General features: G+C 64.4%; 14 protein-coding genes and 1 pseudogene. 8 read left to right on the top strand and 7 right to left on the bottom strand.

Annotated features, from left to right (window positions below; translation table 11 throughout):
- Nucleotides 1–19 precede the first annotated feature (19 nt).
- Nucleotides 20–466 (bottom strand): NfeD family protein, encoded by a 447-nt coding sequence (locus FHS49_RS16815; RefSeq protein WP_425502706.1) that lies wholly within the window; start codon nucleotides 464–466, stop codon nucleotides 20–22.
- Between the two features lie 11 nt (nucleotides 467–477).
- Complete coding sequence (locus tag FHS49_RS16810; protein WP_184020777.1) at nucleotides 478–1,443, bottom strand: SPFH domain-containing protein; 966 nt, start codon at nucleotides 1,441–1,443, stop codon at nucleotides 478–480.
- A gap of 78 nt (nucleotides 1,444–1,521) precedes the next feature.
- On the opposite strand from FHS49_RS16810, the gene FHS49_RS16805 reads away from it, so the two are divergent.
- From FHS49_RS16805 to FHS49_RS16785, 5 genes are all read left to right on the top strand, one after another.
- The gene (locus FHS49_RS16805) at nucleotides 1,522–2,331 is read left to right on the top strand and encodes an HpcH/HpaI aldolase/citrate lyase family protein (RefSeq protein ID WP_184020775.1); all 810 of its coding nucleotides are present in this window, start codon (nucleotides 1,522–1,524) and stop codon (nucleotides 2,329–2,331) included.
- A 45-nt stretch (nucleotides 2,332–2,376) separates the two neighbouring features.
- A complete protein-coding gene (locus FHS49_RS16800; protein WP_184020774.1) occupies nucleotides 2,377–3,816 on the top strand; it encodes a M28 family peptidase in 1,440 nt (479 codons plus the stop codon).
- 73 nt (nucleotides 3,817–3,889) lie between these two features.
- Nucleotides 3,890–5,347: an IMP dehydrogenase gene (gene guaB / locus FHS49_RS16795; RefSeq protein ID WP_184020772.1), complete on the top strand. Its 1,458-nt coding sequence runs from the start codon at nucleotides 3,890–3,892 to the stop codon at nucleotides 5,345–5,347.
- A gap of 39 nt (nucleotides 5,348–5,386) precedes the next feature.
- Nucleotides 5,387–6,565, top strand: coding sequence for an RsmB/NOP family class I SAM-dependent RNA methyltransferase (locus FHS49_RS16790; RefSeq protein WP_184020770.1), 1,179 nt, complete (start codon nucleotides 5,387–5,389; stop codon nucleotides 6,563–6,565).
- A 35-nt stretch (nucleotides 6,566–6,600) separates the two neighbouring features.
- Nucleotides 6,601–7,122, top strand: a complete 522-nt coding sequence (locus tag FHS49_RS16785; protein WP_184020768.1) for a tetratricopeptide repeat protein — start codon at nucleotides 6,601–6,603, stop codon at nucleotides 7,120–7,122.
- Nucleotides 7,123–7,238: 116 nt separating this feature from the next.
- On the opposite strand, the gene rsmA is transcribed toward FHS49_RS16785, so the two are convergent.
- The 4 genes from rsmA to FHS49_RS16765 form a co-directional block, all read right to left on the bottom strand.
- Nucleotides 7,239–8,063 (bottom strand): 16S rRNA (adenine(1518)-N(6)/adenine(1519)-N(6))-dimethyltransferase RsmA, encoded by an 825-nt coding sequence (gene rsmA / locus FHS49_RS16780; RefSeq protein ID WP_184020766.1) that lies wholly within the window; start codon nucleotides 8,061–8,063, stop codon nucleotides 7,239–7,241.
- Nucleotides 8,060–9,052, bottom strand: a complete 993-nt coding sequence (gene pdxA, locus FHS49_RS16775) for a 4-hydroxythreonine-4-phosphate dehydrogenase PdxA (RefSeq protein ID WP_184020764.1) — start codon at nucleotides 9,050–9,052, stop codon at nucleotides 8,060–8,062. Before pdxA ends, rsmA begins: the two co-directional genes overlap by 4 nt.
- Before the next feature lie 13 nt (nucleotides 9,053–9,065).
- Complete coding sequence (locus FHS49_RS16770; protein ID WP_184020762.1) at nucleotides 9,066–10,448, bottom strand: peptidylprolyl isomerase; 1,383 nt, start codon at nucleotides 10,446–10,448, stop codon at nucleotides 9,066–9,068.
- A gap of 69 nt (nucleotides 10,449–10,517) precedes the next feature.
- On the bottom strand, nucleotides 10,518–12,809 hold the full coding sequence (locus FHS49_RS16765) for an LPS-assembly protein LptD (protein WP_184020760.1): 2,292 nt from the start codon (nucleotides 12,807–12,809) through the stop codon (nucleotides 10,518–10,520).
- A 133-nt stretch (nucleotides 12,810–12,942) separates the two neighbouring features.
- On the opposite strand from FHS49_RS16765, the gene FHS49_RS16760 reads away from it, so the two are divergent.
- The 3 genes from FHS49_RS16760 to ndk all read left to right on the top strand — a co-directional run bounded on the left by FHS49_RS16760 (nucleotide 12,943) and on the right by ndk (nucleotide 15,367).
- Nucleotides 12,943–14,418: a leucyl aminopeptidase gene (locus FHS49_RS16760; RefSeq protein ID WP_184020758.1), complete on the top strand. Its 1,476-nt coding sequence runs from the start codon at nucleotides 12,943–12,945 to the stop codon at nucleotides 14,416–14,418.
- 5 nt (nucleotides 14,419–14,423) lie between these two features.
- A complete protein-coding gene (locus FHS49_RS16755; protein ID WP_184020756.1) occupies nucleotides 14,424–14,864 on the top strand; it encodes a DNA polymerase III subunit chi in 441 nt (146 codons plus the stop codon).
- Nucleotides 14,865–14,944: 80 nt separating this feature from the next.
- Complete coding sequence (gene ndk, locus FHS49_RS16750; protein WP_184020754.1) at nucleotides 14,945–15,367, top strand: nucleoside-diphosphate kinase; 423 nt, start codon at nucleotides 14,945–14,947, stop codon at nucleotides 15,365–15,367.
- A 169-nt stretch (nucleotides 15,368–15,536) separates the two neighbouring features.
- Here the strand turns inward: ndk and purN are convergent.
- Nucleotides 15,537–16,124 (bottom strand): annotated as a pseudogene (purN, locus tag FHS49_RS16745) (phosphoribosylglycinamide formyltransferase); the annotation flags it as partial.
- Between the last annotated feature and the right edge of the window lie 98 nt (nucleotides 16,125–16,222).

Below are 16,222 nucleotides of genomic sequence, written 5' to 3'. Positions count from 1 at the left end.
TCTCGCACCGCCACTGATCCTAAAGGGCGCGTTCCACCAGGAGCGCGCCCTTTTCGATTCCGGTCACGCGCAGCCGTGTGCCGATGGCGGCGTCCGCGCCGCGGGCGGGCCATACGCCGTCGCCCACGCGGACCCGGCCTTCGCCGCCGTCAATGGCCTCCACCACGGTGACATGCTCGCCCACCAGCCGTGCAGCACGGTCATTGAGCAACGGATCGCTCGATTCGATCGGATTGAGCGCGAACCAGCGCCGCCCGGCGAAGACCGCGGCGATGGCGAGCATCGCGAATAGCGCGAACTGAAGCGCCTCGGTTATCCCCAGCATCAGCGTGACCAATCCCGTGATCAGCGCGGCAAAGCCGATCCAGATCAGGAAAAATCCCGGCACGATGATCTCCGCCGTGGCGAGCACTGCCGCCAGGATCATCCAGACCCAATGCGCTTCGATCGGAAACAGGTTCATCATCGCGATACCTCTCAGGCCTGTTCGAACGGACCCGCACGACGCGGCTTGCTCGGCGCGGGGGGCGTGGTCGGGCCATCGCCGAACGCTTCCTTCGCCAGCGCGCCGATCCCGCCCAGCGTGCCGATCAGCGCGGTGGCTTCGACCGGGAACAGGATCGTCTTGGCATTGGGCGAGGTGGCGAACTGGCTGACGGCTTCGACATATTTCTGCGCGACGAAATAGTTGATCGCCTGCGCGCCGCCACCGGCGATGGCTTCGGATACGACCTGGGTCGCCTTGGCCTCCGCCTCGGCGGAGCGTTCGCGCGCCTCGGCGTCACGAAAGGCGGCTTCGCGGCGGCCCTCGGCCTCCAGAATCTGGGATTGCTTCTCGCCCTCGGCGCGCAGGATGGCCGATGCGCGGCTGCCTTCCGATTCGAGGATCACCGCGCGCTTCTCGCGCTCTGCCTTCATCTGCCGGCCCATGGCGTTCACGATATCGGCGGGCGGGCGGATGTCCTTCACCTCGACGCGGGTGATCTTCACGCCCCAGCTTGTGGTGGCATGATCGACCACCGAGAGCAGCCGCGCGTTGATCTCGTCGCGCTTGGAGAGCGTCTCGTCCAGATCCATCGAGCCCATCACGGTGCGCAAATTGGTGGTGGTGAGCTGGAGGATCGCCACATACAGTTCGGAAACTTCATAGGCCGCCTTGGCGGGATCGAGCACCTGGAAGAACACCACGCCATCCACCGCGACCATGGCATTGTCCTTGGTGATGATTTCCTGGCCGGGAATATCGAGTACCTGCTCCATCATGTTGATCTTGCGGCCGACGCGATCGACGAAGGGCACGATCAGATTGAAGCCCGGCGACGCGACATGGGTAAAGCGGCCGAAACGCTCGATCGTATATTGAAACCCCTGCCGCACCACCGTGACGCCCGCAAATACGAATGCAATCGCCAGCACGGCAATGACGAGCACAAAGATTTCCATAGCCGCTCTCCCCTATCTGCGCGCGATATTGCCCGTTCCGGCCTTGTTCGCCAAGCATAATCGGGCAAAAGGCGGTGCATGACCCAAAGCGATTTCCTGCCGCCGCGCACCGCGCTCTATCTGCCCGCCTCCAACGCTCGCGCGATCGAAAAGGCGCGTGGCCTTGCCGCGGACATGATCATCCTTGATCTGGAAGATGCCGTTCCGGTCGAGAAAAAGGACGCGGCGCGGGCGGCTGCGGTCGCCGCAATTGGCGAAGGCTTTGGCGGGCGGATCGCCGCCATCCGGATCAACGGACCGGACGCCGCATGGCATGAGGCGGATCTCGCCGCGGTCGCCGGATCGGCCGCCGCCGTGGCAGTGCTCCCGAAGGTGGAAAGCGCCGCCGTCGCCGCGGCTGTCGCTGCGCGGCTCGGCAAGCCGCTGCTGGCGATGATCGAGACGCCGGCGGGTCTGCTGAATGCGCCGGCCATCGCAGCAGCGCTGGGCGTGTCCGGATTGATCGCGGGCACCAATGACATCGCCCACGACCTGCGTCTGCCGCCGGGCACCGGTCGCGGCGGGCTGACACTGGCGCTGCAGACGATCGTGCTGGCGGCGCGCGCGGCGGGCGTGCTGGCACTGGATGGCGTGTGGAACCGGCTTGACGATGCGGACGGGCTCGAGGCGGAATGCCGCGAAGGCCGGTGCTTTGGTTTTGATGGCAAGACGCTGATCCATCCCAATCAGATCGAGATCGCCAACCGCGCTTTCGGGCCGAGCGAGGCGGAGCTTGAAGACGCCCGCGCGCTTATCGCAGCCTTCAAGGGCGGCGCGGAGCGGTTTCGTGATCGCATGATCGAAGCCATGCACGTCGCCAGTGCGGAGCGGCTGATCGCCCGTGGCTGAACGGCAGGGCTTGCCCGAAGCACCATAAACTGCCACAGGCCCGCAATGAAGAGCCTGTGCATCGCGGCACTGTTGCCGCTGATCGTCGCCAATGCCGCGCCCGCCGATATCGTGAGCGAAGCCGATCTGCGCGGCCATATCGCGGTGCTCGCCAGCGATGCCTTTGAAGGCCGCGCGCCGGGGACCGAGGGCGAAACCAAGACCATCCATTATATCGCCGATCAATTCGCGCGCGTCGGGCTGAGCCAGGGTTCAGGCACCCAGGGCTGGTTTCAGCCGGTCAAGCTGATCGAGCGGACGCCGAGAACCGCGGGCTATTCCTTTACGCGCCAGGGCAAGCCGATCGCGGTGGACGCCTCCAATTTCGTGCTGCGCGCTTCGGCGGCGCGCACCGAGATCGAAAAGGCTCCGCTCATATTCCTGGGCTATGGAAATAATTCCAAGGGACTCGACCCGGCGGGTGCAGTGGCGATGATCCTGCAGGAAGCGCCGGACGGATCGGATTACCGCGTCCGCCGCAATGCGGTGCTCAGGCGCGGCGCGAAGGCGGTGATCGGGATTGTCGCGGCGGATTTCGATTTCGATGCGCTGGAGCGTACCATGCTGGCCCCGGTGACAGTGCTCGCGCCGGGCGTCGATTCCGGCGCAGAGGGCATGATGACTCTGGAGGCAGCCTCCGCGCTGGCGTTCGAGGCGGGCAAGGATGTCTCCGCGCTGATCGAGGACGCTGCGCAACCGGGCTATGCCGGTGTGGCGCTGGGGATCCAGGCCGATCTGAAGATCGGCACCGACGTCCGCGCGTTTGAAAGCCATAATGTGATCGGCAAGGTTGCGGGCCGCGATCCGAAGGCCGGTGCGATCATGCTGACCGCGCATTGGGATCATCTGGGCCTGTGCCGTGAAGAGGGGGCGGCGGATCGGATCTGCAACGGCGCGATCGACAATGCCAGCGGCGTCGCATTGCTGATCGAGACCGCAAGACATCTGGCGCACGGGCCGAAACCCCGGCGCTCCATCTATTTCATGGCGACTACCGCCGAAGAGCGCGGCCTGCTCGGCGCGCTGGGCTTTATTGCCGATCCATTATTGCCGCGCGCCGATATCCGCGCGGTGCTCAATGCAGACACCGTGGCGGTGGCAGGGAAGGGCGCCACGATCGCCGTGATCGGCAAAGGGACTGTGCTCGATCCTTTCATTGCGCGCGCGGCGGCGGTGGTCGGCCGTAAAGTCGATCCCGATGGCGACGCCGATATCATGGTGCAGCGCCAGGATGGCTGGGCCTTTGCACGCGAAAAGATTCCCGCCGTCATGATCGGCGGTACGTTCAGCGATATGGCGTTGGCGCAGAAATATCTCCAAAGCACCTATCATGGCCCCGACGACGCGCTTACGGACACCCTGGACCTGGGCGGAGCGGCGGACGATGCCACGCTGCATGTGGTGCTCGCACGAATGCTCGCCAATGCGGCGGATCTGGGCGGATGATCACACATAGGACACAAACCGCCTTTAGGGGCGCTTCTTTCAACTCGGACGCATTGGGATTGTGAGCGAAAAAATGGACATCAGCCTTGGCCTGACCTTCGACGATGTATTGCTCCGGCCCGGTGAGTCCGAAGTGCTGCCGAGCCAGGCGGACACGCGCACGCGCGTGACGCGGGATATCTCGCTCAACATCCCCATTCTTTCATCCGCCATGGATACCGTGACCGAAGCCGATATGGCGATCGTCATGGCCCAATTGGGCGGACTTGGCGTGCTTCACCGCAATCTGACGGTGGACGAGCAGGCGGCCGCCGTTCGCGCGGTCAAGCGATTCGAATCGGGCATGGTGGTCAATCCCATCACCATCGCGCCGGATCGGCCGTTGGCAGAGGCGCGCGCGCTGATGGAGCGTCACCGCATTTCCGGTGTCCCCGTGGTCGAACGCAGCGGCAAGCTCGTGGGGATTCTCACCAACCGGGACGTGCGCTTTGCGGAAAACCCCGCCCAGCCCGTCTCCGAATTGATGACCAGCCAGAATCTGGCGACCGTCCCGGCGGGGGTCAGCCAGGAAGATGCGCGCCGGCTGCTGCATCAGCGCCGGATCGAAAAGCTGCTGGTGGTGGACGAAAGCTATCATTGTGTCGGTCTGATCACGGTCAAGGACATGGAGCGCGCAGTCACCTATCCCAACGCCACCAAGGATGGCACCGGGCGTTTGCGTGTCGCCGCGGCCACCACGGTGGGCGATGCCGGTTTCGAGCGGACCGAGGCGCTGATCGATGCCGAATGCGATCTGATCGTGGTCGATACCGCGCATGGCCATTCAAAGATGGTCGCGCTGGCGGTGGAACGCATCCGCAAGATTTCGAACAGCGTCCAGATCGTGGCGGGCAATGTGGCGACGGGCGAAGCCACGCGCGCGCTCATCGGCGCGGGCGCTGACGGGATCAAGGTGGGCATCGGGCCGGGCTCGATCTGCACCACGCGCGTGGTCGCCGGGGTCGGCGTGCCGCAATTGACCGCGATCATGGAATCGGCGGAAGAAGCCGCGAAATCGGGCATTCCGGTGATCGCCGATGGCGGGCTGCGCACCTCGGGCGATCTCGCCAAGGCGCTGGCTGCGGGCGCCTCCACCGTGATGGTCGGATCGCTGCTGGCGGGCACAGAGGAAGCGCCGGGCGAAACCTTCCTTTATCAGGGGCGTCGTTACAAATCCTATCGCGGCATGGGCTCTGTCGGCGCGATGGCGCGCGGCTCGGCTGACCGCTATTTCCAGCAGGATATCAAGGATCAGCTCAAGCTGGTTCCCGAAGGCATCGAGGGGCAAGTGGCCTATAAGGGGCCGGCCCGAGATGTGATCCATCAGCTCGTGGGCGGGGTAAAGGCAGCCATGGGCTATACCGGCGCGGCCACCATCCCCGATCTGCAGAAGCGCGCGCGTTTCGTGCAGATCACCAATGCGGGTCTGTCCGAAAGCCATGTCCATGATGTGGCGATCACCCGCGAAGCCCCCAATTATCCGACACGTTAAACCCAGTCCTCTCTCCGGAGGGGAGAGAGACTTTTCATCATGACACCTTCCGCACAACTCATGGCCGCCATCGAACTGCTCGACGCGATCATCGTCGCCGCGCAGGATGGCGGCGCAGCCGCGGACACGATCATCGCGCGCTATTTCAAGACGCGGCGCTATGCGGGCTCCAAGGATCGCCGGGCAGTGCGCGAGCATGTCTATGCCGCGATCCGCGCTTTCGGCGCACGTCCCAAAACGGGACGAGCAGCGATGGCGGGCTTGGCGGTCGGCAATCCGGAACTCGCCGCTTTGTTTGACGGCGTCGCGCATGGGCCGAAAAAGCTCGGCAAGAATGAAGGCACCGCGCCGGTCAGCCCCGTGCCCGAATGGCTGCAGAAGCGTTTGCCCGAGATCGAGGCGAAGGCACCCGCGGCGCTGCTCGGCCGCGCGCCGCTCGACGTGCGCGTCAACCGGCTGAAAGCGGAGCGGGATGAGGTGCTTGCGGCGCTGCCCGAGGGCGCGGCAACCCCGCATTCGCCGCTTGGCATCCGCCTGCCCGAAGGCTTCGCGATCGAGGCACATGATCTGTGGGCCGAAGGCAAGATCGAAATTCAGGATGAGGGCAGCCAGTTGCTGGCGCTTACGTGCAAGGCACGGCCCGGCATGACCGTGATCGACCTGTGCGCCGGCGCGGGTGGCAAGACGCTCGCGCTCGCCGCTGAAATGGCCAATGAAGGCCGGCTGATCGCGTCCGACACTGTGCGCTCGCGGCTCGATCATCTGAAGCCCCGCGCCGAACGGGCGGGGGCGACCATGATCGAGACCAAATTGCTGGATGGCGGGCATGAGGCGGAGGATCTGGCTGACCTGAAGGGCGTGGCCGATATCGTGCTGGTCGATGCGCCCTGCTCCGGCACGGGCACATGGCGGCGCAATCCCGAGGCGCGCTGGCGGCTGAACGCGCGCCGGCTCGAGGCGCTGCAGGCCTTGCAGGCGCATATCATCGATCTGGCGGTCCCTTTGCTCAAGCCGGGCGGCGTGCTCGTCTATGCGGTCTGCTCGCTGCTGGAGAGCGAAGGCGCGGATCAGGTGTCGGCCGCGCTCACCCGGCATTCATCCCTGCTGCCGCAAACGAGCCTGGACGGGGCGGGACGCCGCAGCGGGGCCGGAACCCTGTTGAGCCCGGTCACGGACCAGACCGACGGATTTTTCGTCGCAAGGCTCAAAAAGGCGTGATACGAAGGGCGATGCTGCCCGTATTGGAGACACTTATGCGTTTTGCCCCTGCCGCCTGTGTGCTTGCGCTCGCTTTTGCGACGGTTTCGAGCAGTGTCAGCGGTCAGGCACCGGACGCGAAGATCGACCCGCGTTCGGTCGCGCTGCAGCAAGCTGGCGAAGCGCTCGCGGCCAGGGGTGATTTTGCGGGCGCCACCGACAGTCTAGAAAGCGCACTGGTCGCCGATCCGCGCAATCGCAGTGCCTATGTTTCGCTCGCGCGCGTGGCGCAAAAGCAGGATTTGAACGGCAAGGCCATCCGCTTCTACCGCGAAGCGCTGAAGATGGAGCCCAATGACCTGAACGCGCTGGCGGGGCAGGGCGAAGCGCTCGTCGCCAAGGGCGCGGTGGAAAAGGCCCGCGAAAATCTCGCGCGGATCGAGAAATTGTGTCTCACCCAGTGCAGCGAAAAGACCGTGCTGGCCTCCGCCATTGCCAAGGGACCAAAGCCCGAAGTGCGCACGGCGGAATCGGTCACGCCCAAGCCGGTGATCGAAAAGGCGCAGGAAAAGAACTGAGGCGCCAAGAGCGCCGGGGTTATTGTAAGCCGTTTGTCCCGAGCGAAGTCGAGGGACGTCGGAACTGTCACCACGTCCCTCGACTTCGCTCGGGACAAACGGCTCTCATTGGGGATCTAACCCGCTGCATCCATCGCGCGTGCGACCGCCACGAATTCCGCAATCTCCAGCGTTTCCGCGCGCCGCGTCGCATCGATACCGCATACGTCGAGCGCGGCCAGGGCACCGGGCAGCCCTTTGAGACTCTGGCGCAGCATCTTGCGGCGCTGACCGAAGGCGGCTGCGGTCAGCTTTTCGATCGTAACGACCCTCACCCCCGCGGGGGCATCCTGCGGCAGGATGTGGACGACCGCCGACATCACCTTGGGCGGCGGGGTGAAGGCCGAACGGTGCACCGGCAAAGCAAGCTTCGCGCTGCTGCGCCACTGCGCGAGAACGGCGAGCCGGCCATAAGCGCCGCTGCCGGGCGCGGCAACAATGCGTTCGGCCACTTCCTTCTGGAACATCACCGTCAAGGACGCCCACCAGGGTTGCCACACCGGCGCGGTGAGCCAGCGCACCAGCAGCGCGGTGCCGACATTATAAGGCAGGTTGGACACCACATGCGCGCCCGGCACGAGCACGGCCTCGTCCTGCTCCAGCGCATCGCCTTCGATCACCTGCAGCGCGCCGGGCTTCCATTCGGCCAGTTCGGCAAGCGCGGGGATGCAGCGCCGGTCGCGCTCGACGGCCACGACCTGCGCGCCTGCCTTTAACAACGCACGGGTAAGCCCGCCGGGGCCGGGGCCGACTTCATAAGCCATCGCCCCCGCCAGATCACCGGGCACCCGCGCGATCTTGTCCAGCAATTGCGCATCGAGCAGGAAATTCTGGCCCAGCGCCTTTGAGGCGTTCAGGCCGTAGCGCTGGATGATGTCGCGCAGCGGCGGAAGATCGCTCACACCGCCGCCGCAGCCCGGTGCTTGGCAGCGCTCGCCGCCATCCGCAGCGCGGCGATCATCGCGCCGGGCTCGGCCGAATCGGTGCCGGCGATATCGAACGCCGTGCCGTGATCGGGGGAGGTGCGGACGAACGGCAGACCCAGCGTCATGTTTACGCCTTCGTCGAAATGCAGCGTCTTGAGCGGAATAAGCGCCTGATCGTGATAGAGGCACATCGCGACGTCATAACGCGCGCGGGCGCGCTTGTGGAACATCGCATCGGCGGCGAACGGGCCGGCGACGTTGATGCCTTGTTCGCGCAAAATCTCCATCGCGGGGATCAGCAGATCGATTTCCTCGCGGCCCAGCGCGCCATTTTCGCCGGCGTGCGGGTTGAAGCCGGCAAAGGCGAGCCTTGGCTGCGCAATTCCGAAATTGCGGGTCAGTCCTTTGGCGGTGGCAATGCCGCGCGCCACGATCAGCTCGATCGAAAGGGTGTCGGCCACGTCGCGCAGCGGCATGTGCGTGGTCATCGGCACCACTTTCAGCGTCGGCCCCGCAAGCAGCATGATCGCATTTTCGGGCGAAATTCCGCAGCGTTCCGCCACGAATTCGGTCTGGCCTGGGTGACGGAAGCCCACGGCGTAAAGCTGGGTCTTGGATACGGGGCCAGTCACTAGCGCGGACGCCGCGCCGGATCGGGCGATCCCCGCGGCCACCTCGAGCGCATCGAGCGAGCAGCGCGCGCCTTCGATATCGGGTCTGCCGGGAATGATTTCGCCCGCATCCTCGATCTGGAGCACCGGCAGGCCGACGCGGAACGCCACCTGGGCTTCGCCCGGATCCGTGATGCGCACCACATTGCCGCCCCATACCGCCTCGATCGAGCGTGGATCACCCACGGCGAAAAACGGCGTGAGCTTGTGACGCTCGCGCTGTTCCCACGCCTTTGCCGTGATTTCGGGGCCGATGCCTGCGGGATCCCCCAGCGATATGGCGATCGCACTCATGGGGTAGCGCTCCTTAGCGATAATCCACCACGGCATCGCGGCGAAGATCGCGCAACAGGCTGCGGGCCTTGCGGTTGGTGCGCTCTTCCTCGAGATCGGCCAGGATGCGATCCGCCGAAGGGCCATTGGCCACCTGGGGATCGTCACGGCCGCACAGCACGAGCACGCGCACGCCATCTTCCAGCGAGCCGAAAGGCTGGGTCACCTGACCCACCTGAAGCCCGAGAAGCATGTCCTGAAGCTGCGGCGGCAGATCGCGCACCGGCAGTTCATTATTGTCGACCATCTCGGCCTTGGTTTCGGTCGCGATCTGCTGGGCGCCGCCTTCGGGGCCGCAGCCCTTGATGTTGCGCGTGGCGATCGCGAATTTCTCGACGATCGGGCTGGCCTGCGCCTGGGTGGTGCCGGCGGGGAAGCTGATCGCAAGCTGCTTCAGGCTCAGCACCGCGTCGCGCGCATTGGCGGTCAGCACCTGACGCTCGTCATACATCAACAGGATGGAGACGCCGCCGGGCAGGGGGATGGGGCCGGCCACCTGGCCGATCTGCATATTCTGCGCGGCCTCGGCAAGCTGGGGTGGAAGCTGTTCGGCGCGGATCCAGCCCAGGCGTCCGCCGACGCCGGCCGTGGTGGCTTCCGAATATTGGCGGGCATAAGCGGCAAAGGAGCCGCTCTGCTGCAATTGCTGCATGATCTGCGATGCGGTTCGCGTCGTTTCCGCCAGCGTTTCAGGCGTGCCGGAGATGAAGATCTCGCCCAGATCATATTCCTTGGTGCCCTTTGAGGCATTGAGGCGGGTGATGATCGACTGGACTTCTTCCTCGCTCACGTTGATGAACGGCGTGACCTTGCGCCCCAAGACGCGCTGCCAGGCCAGCTCGGATTCGATCTGGCGCTTGATCGAGCGCTCGGAAGAGCCGTTCTGGTTCAGATATTCGGCCATCTGCTTGGGCGTGCGCTTGAAATTCTGCGCCACCAGATTGTAGCGTTGATCGACCTCATCCTTCTTCACCTCAAGCTCAAGCGCCTTGGCTTCCTGGATCTGCAGCGTCTCGTCGATCAGATTGCGCAGGATCTGCTGACGCAGCCGCTCGCGTTCTTCGGGGCCGATCTTCGCCTGGTTCGAGATCAGCACGAGCGCAAGGCGCTGATCGATATCGGTGGCGGTGATCACCTCGCCATTCACGCGCGCCGTGGCCTTGTAAAGATTGGGATCCGTGTCGCCAAAGACCGTGACATTGGCCGGGATGTTCAGATTGTTCGGCGCGGGCTGGGGGGCTGGTGCCGGCGCGGCGGCGGGTCGGCCGCCCTGCGCCAGGGCCATGCTGGCGCTCAGCGATCCTGCCACGAGCAGGCCGATGACGCGGGTGCGTCTGATAGTCTGAAATAATGCCATTCTGTTCCGGCTCACTTGTGTTCGTCTCCACGTCGCTGGGTCAATGCGCCCCGGTGGCTGAACGGAGGCTTAGCGGCCCAATTGCTTGAAAGCTACCCGCAACAGGAAGCTATTGCCGCGCTTGGCGTCGCCGCGATCCTCATAGTCACGCCGCCAGGTCAGGCCGAACTCCAGGCATTCATCGTCATAAGCGATGCCCAGACGATGGCGCGCCGGCTCGAACCCATCAGCATCGGTCAGCAGATCTTCGCGCGCGCCGGTCAGATCGATCGTGGTGGATCCGAAGATCGACCAGTATTTGGCGAATTGCAGACGACCGCCGAGACGGATTTCCTCGCGATCGCGCAAATCCTCCAATTGGGCGGTGATATTGCGATTCAGCCGGAGATAGGCAGCGGTCACATAGGTCTTTTCCGTGCCCACCGTGGCGTCGATTTCGTTGCGGCGGATCGCCAGACTGTCCTTGTCCAGCCGGTAACGATGCGTCAGCGATACCAGGCGGCGAAATTTGACCACGGTGCGGCCCACCACATCCGACGTGCGGTTTGAAAGGCCGGTGCCATCGGGAAAGAGCGCAGGCTCGCTTGAAAGCCGGTAGCTCTGTCCGATGACGGACTGGATGGAGAGGCCGGGCCGGTCCAGCCCCCATTCAAAGCCGTATGTGGCGCGCGCACCATCTTCATAGCGGTCATAGCCGGGAAACCGGTTGAGCGCGAAGATGTTGCTGTCTTCCAGTTCGACGGCGCGCGAATCCTCATTGGGCACGCGCATATTGCCGTCCACGGGAGACGCCACCACCTGAAAGCGCGGGGTGAAACGCTGCGTGCCGCCAAAGGCCTCGCCCACGAAGGGCCAACGCATGTCCGCGGCCAGCGATGCCACGGTCCGGCCGGACCAACCGGCCGAGCCGCGATAGGATGGCGTCAATGTGCTCAGGATCTCGTCGGTATGATAGGCGTCCTGCCGCGCATAGGCCGTGAAGGTCACTTCCTGGCCCCATGGGGTCAGCCGCCGCAGATCCCAGCGCGCGCTGGCGAACACCCGCTGCGTATCCTGCCCCGCCGTGCGCGACAGGAACAGGCTGTTGGCCTGCAATTCGATCTTGCCGCCCAACAGGCCGTCATTCATCCGCCGGCGGTAATCGATCACCGGCAGCGCGATCGGCTGCTGGCCCTGGACGGTGTTGGCGCGCAGCGTCTGCGTCGCCCAGCCGGCGAGCGAGAAATAGCTGTCGACGCCGACGCGCTCCATATTCACCGTCGTGCGCAGCCGGTCATCGCGCGAGATATCATAGCGGCGCAGGAAGGTGCGATCGCTCACCACGCGCGCCGATCCGGTCACGCTCCAATAGGGGTCGAGCTGGAAGCGGCCGCTGGCGTCGAAATAGCCGCGAAAGCCCTCCTCGTCATTGCCGGGCACCAGCGAGCTGATCGGCTGACGTTTGCCATGCGTGCCATAAGCCGTCACCTGAAGCGCGCCCTGATCGGCCAGCGCGCGAAACTGCGCTTCGATCATGGGCAGCGATTCGGTGTAGACATGCGGCGTGATCGTCAGGTCGCGGTCGGGCTCGATCCGCCAGTAATACGGCAGCGCCAGTTCGAACCCGTTGACCCGGTCATAGCGGATATCAGGCATCATGAGGCCGGATCCGGCTTCGCCCCCTGTAGGATGCGCCAGCCCTGGCAGCGGGATGAACGGAATGCCGAACAGCTCGATCCGCGCGCCCTTGTATTTCACGCGCTTCTGTAGCGAATCATAGGTCACCCGCACCGCGGTGATCTTCCACGTCGGATCTTTTGGGCAGCCTTTGCTGTCCACCACCGAACAGGGCGAATAAGCGGCGCGTTCCAGCGTGAACAGATCGCCGCTGCGCGTGCCTTTGACCGCGGCGAGGCGGCTGCCATCGTCCAGCACAACCAGAAGATTGTCCACCACGCCGTCGCGCAGCGTGTCGGTGAGGATCACGGAATCGCCATAAGCGGTATCGCCGCCCGGATTGACGATCGCGACATTGCCCTCGGCGCGCACTTCGCCGGTTTTCCGATTCCAGATCACCGTATCCGCGGCCAGGCGGTTGCCTTCGCGAAACATGCGCACATCGCCCGATGCGGTAACGATCTCATTATTGCTGTCATATTCCAGCCCCGACGCGCTGAACGTGATTTCCTCGTCGGTAGCGGGCGTCAGCGCCGCGTTGGGCGCGGCGGGAAGATCGGTGGCGGGGGTTTGCAGATCCTGGGCCTGGCCGGGCGAAGCGGCCAACAGGGCGACGGGCAGCACGAAAGGCAAGGCGGTCCAGAGAAATCGGTTTTTTAGCGTCACTTGATCCTGCAATCCGGCATGGCCCTGGGCCGCCCGCATATCGCACCGGAAACGCGCGGCTGCAACACGGGTGAACGCAGTGCGCAAATTCCTGTTTTGCCGTTTGCGCACGGCTGGCCTAGTAAGCCGCCCATCCTCTCTCATTACGTGTCCCAGAAAGGCGCTTCTCCCGATGCGGATCATCTTTGCCGACAGCCAGCCCGAAGGCGCATTTGCGCTTGCTCTGCCTCTGCGCAAGGGCGCTGATTTCCCGGCGACCCTGCCCGGTGTCGAGGCCGGGGGCGTCGTGCTCGCGGCTGCCGCGGCCAAGGCGGCGCGCTTCGAAGGCGATGCGGCGGCGACGGCGGAAACAATGGTGCCCGCGGGCCAGGGTACCCGCCGGGTGGTACTGGTGGGCCTGGGCGAAAAGCCCGATGCGCTGGCATGGGAGCGTGTGGGCGGTGCCCTGACGGCACGGTTGCTGGTGTCCGGTGAAAAGACGCTGGTCGTCGACCTTTCGGCCGCCGTGGCCACAGGGGACGAAGCGGCGCGGCTGGCATTCGGCGCGCTTCTGCGTGGCTGGCGCCATGACATCTATCGCACCAAGCTGCCCGCAAAATCCAAACCGACGCTTGAAGAGATCGTGATCGTCGGTGGCGGCGCGGCGGCGCTGAAAGCTTGGGAAAGCTATGCAGCGCTTGCAGAAGGCGTGATGTTTACCCGCACGCTCGTCACCGAGCCTGCGAACATCATTTATCCCGAAAGCTTCGTGGAACGGTGCCAGCATCTGGCGGAGCTGGGCGTGGAGATCGAGATTCTCGATGAACCCGCGATGGAAAAGCTGGGCATGGGATCGCTGCTCGGGGTGTCGCTCGGCTCGGCCCGGCCTGCGCGGCTGCTGGCATTGCGCTGGGATGGCACCGGGGGCACTGAAAAGACGCCCGTGGCGCTGGTGGGCAAGGGGGTGACCTTCGACACCGGCGGTATCTCGATCAAGCCTGCCGCCGGCATGGAAGACATGAAATGGGATATGGGCGGCGCAGGTGCGGTCGCCGGCACGATGAAGGCGCTCGCAGCGCGCAAGGCCAAGGTGCATGTCATCGGCATTTGCGGTCTTGTAGAGAATATGCCCGATGGCCTGGCGCAGCGGCCCGGCGATGTGGTGACATCCATGTCCGGCCAGACGATCGAGGTGATCAACACCGACGCGGAAGGCCGCCTCGTGCTGTGCGACGCGATGACCTGGGTGCAGCGCAAATATAAGCCGAAATTCCTGGTCGATCTTGCCACGCTCACCGGCGCGATCATCGTGTCGCTGGGCACCGAATATGCCGGCATCTTCGCGAATGACGACGCGCTCGCCGAATCCCTGATGGAGGCTGGCAAGGCTGCGGGCGACCCCTTGTGGCGGATGCCGCTGTCCGACGCCTATAACAAGCTGATCGACTCGCCGATCGCGGACATGAAGAATGTCGGTGCGAAGGGGGCGGGGTCCATCACCGCCGCGCAATTCCTCCAGCGCTTCGTGGAGGAGGGCGTGAAATGGGCGCATCTCGATATCGCAGGCATGGTCTGGGCGGACAAGCCCGGCCCCGTGTGGGACAAGGGCGCGACTGGCTATGGCGTGCGCCTGCTCAATCGCTTCATCGCGGACAATTTCGAAAAGTAAGCGAAATGCAGGTCGATTTCTATCAGCTTGGAAGCCGTCCGGTGGAGCAGGTGCTGCCGCGGATCGCCGAAAGGCTGGTGGAAAGCGGCGCGCGGCTGCTGGTGGTGTCTGGTATCGAAGCGCAACTGGCGCTGCTCGACAACGCACTCTGGGGATGGAAGCCCGACTCCTTCCTGCCGCACGCCATTGCCGACGGCGTGGATGATGCAGGCCAGCCGATCCTGCTCTCTTTCACGCCCGAAGCCCCCAATGGCGCGCGCAATATCGCGCTCATCGACGGACAATGGCGCGATCAGGCGCTGGACTTCGATCGCGCCTTTCATTTCTTCGATGGCGAAACGGTGGAAGCCGCGCGGGCAGCGTGGCGTGGCCTCAACGATCGCGAAGGCGTGGAGCGGCGTTACTGGGCGCTGGATGATGATGGCAAATGGAGCCAGATGGCCTGATCTTGCGGGTTTCATGAAGCGCGGCTAAAGGGACCGCGATCTATCCCCCAACCATCCTAATATATGGAGCTGTGACGGCTATGGCCGCAAATCGCACATTCTCGATCATCAAGCCCGACGCCACGCGTCGCAACCTGACCGGCGCGGTCACCAAGATGCTGGAAGAAGCGGGCCTCCGCGTCGTCGCCTCCAAGCGCATCCAGATGACCAAGGAACAGGCCGAAGGCTTTTACGCCGTGCATAGCGAGCGTCCCTTCTTCAACGATCTGGTCAGCTTCATGATCTCCGGCCCGGTCGTCGTGCAGGTGCTGGAAGGCGAAAACGCCGTCCAGCGCAACCGCGACATCATGGGTGCCACTAACCCCGAAAATGCCGACGCCGGCACGATCCGCAAGGAACTGGCCGAATCGATCGAAGCCAATTCGGTCCATGGTTCGGACAGCGACGAGAATGCAGCGATCGAGATCGCCTATTTCTTCAAGCCGGAAGAACTGGTCGGCTGAAACCATCTCCGTTTGCCCTGAGCCTGTCGAAGGATTCTTTTTCTGCTTCGATCCAAGAGGAGTGGAAGGCTTCGACAGGCTCAGCCCGAACGGGTGACGGGCGCTGAAAAAATGGGCCGCCGGAGTGATCCGGCGGCCCATTTTTCGATCAGCGCGGCTATCCTATTTCCAGCCGGTCCCGATCGGTTCCGCGGCTCACGAAATCAGCCAGCACGCGGGCATAAAGCTGGTGCTCGGCGATCAGGATGCGTGCCGCCAATGTGTCGGGCGTGTCGCCGGGGATGATGGCCACCTCCGTTTGACCCAGCACGGGGCCGTCATCCAGTTCGGCCGTCACGACGTGGACCGAGCAGCCTGCGACCTGATCGCCCGCGGCCAAGGCGCGCTCATGCGTATCGAGTCCCTTATATTTGGGCAGCAGCGAGGGATGGATATTGAGCATCCGGCCCGCCCAGCCCTCGACGAATGCGGGCGAGAGCAGCCGCATATAGCCCGCGAGCGCCACATAATCCGCACCGGCCTCGCGCAGCGCGACATCGATCAGATGATCGAATTCGGCGCGCTTCATGCCCTTATGGCTGTGCGCATAGGTCTGGAGGCCCTCGGCGGCGGCGAATTTCAGTCCCTCTGCTTCGGGATCGTTGGACGCGACCAGCACGATCTCAAACGGGCAATCCGCGCGCTTCGCCGCATAGACCAGCGCCGCCATGTTCGAGCCACGACCGGAGATAAGGACGGCAACGCGGGCTTTGATCACTGCCTTGCCCCAAAACCCGTTCGTGTCGAGCGCAGTCGAGACACCTCACGGCGTGTCCTCGCGTCCCTCGACTTCGCTCGGGACATACGGGGCAAAAA

Source organism: Sphingobium boeckii (assembly GCF_014199215.1).
Classification (GTDB): domain Bacteria; phylum Pseudomonadota; class Alphaproteobacteria; order Sphingomonadales; family Sphingomonadaceae; genus Sphingobium_A; species Sphingobium_A boeckii.
Note: the sequence above shows the minus strand (reverse complement) of the source record. Positions and strands in the feature narration are given on the sequence as shown.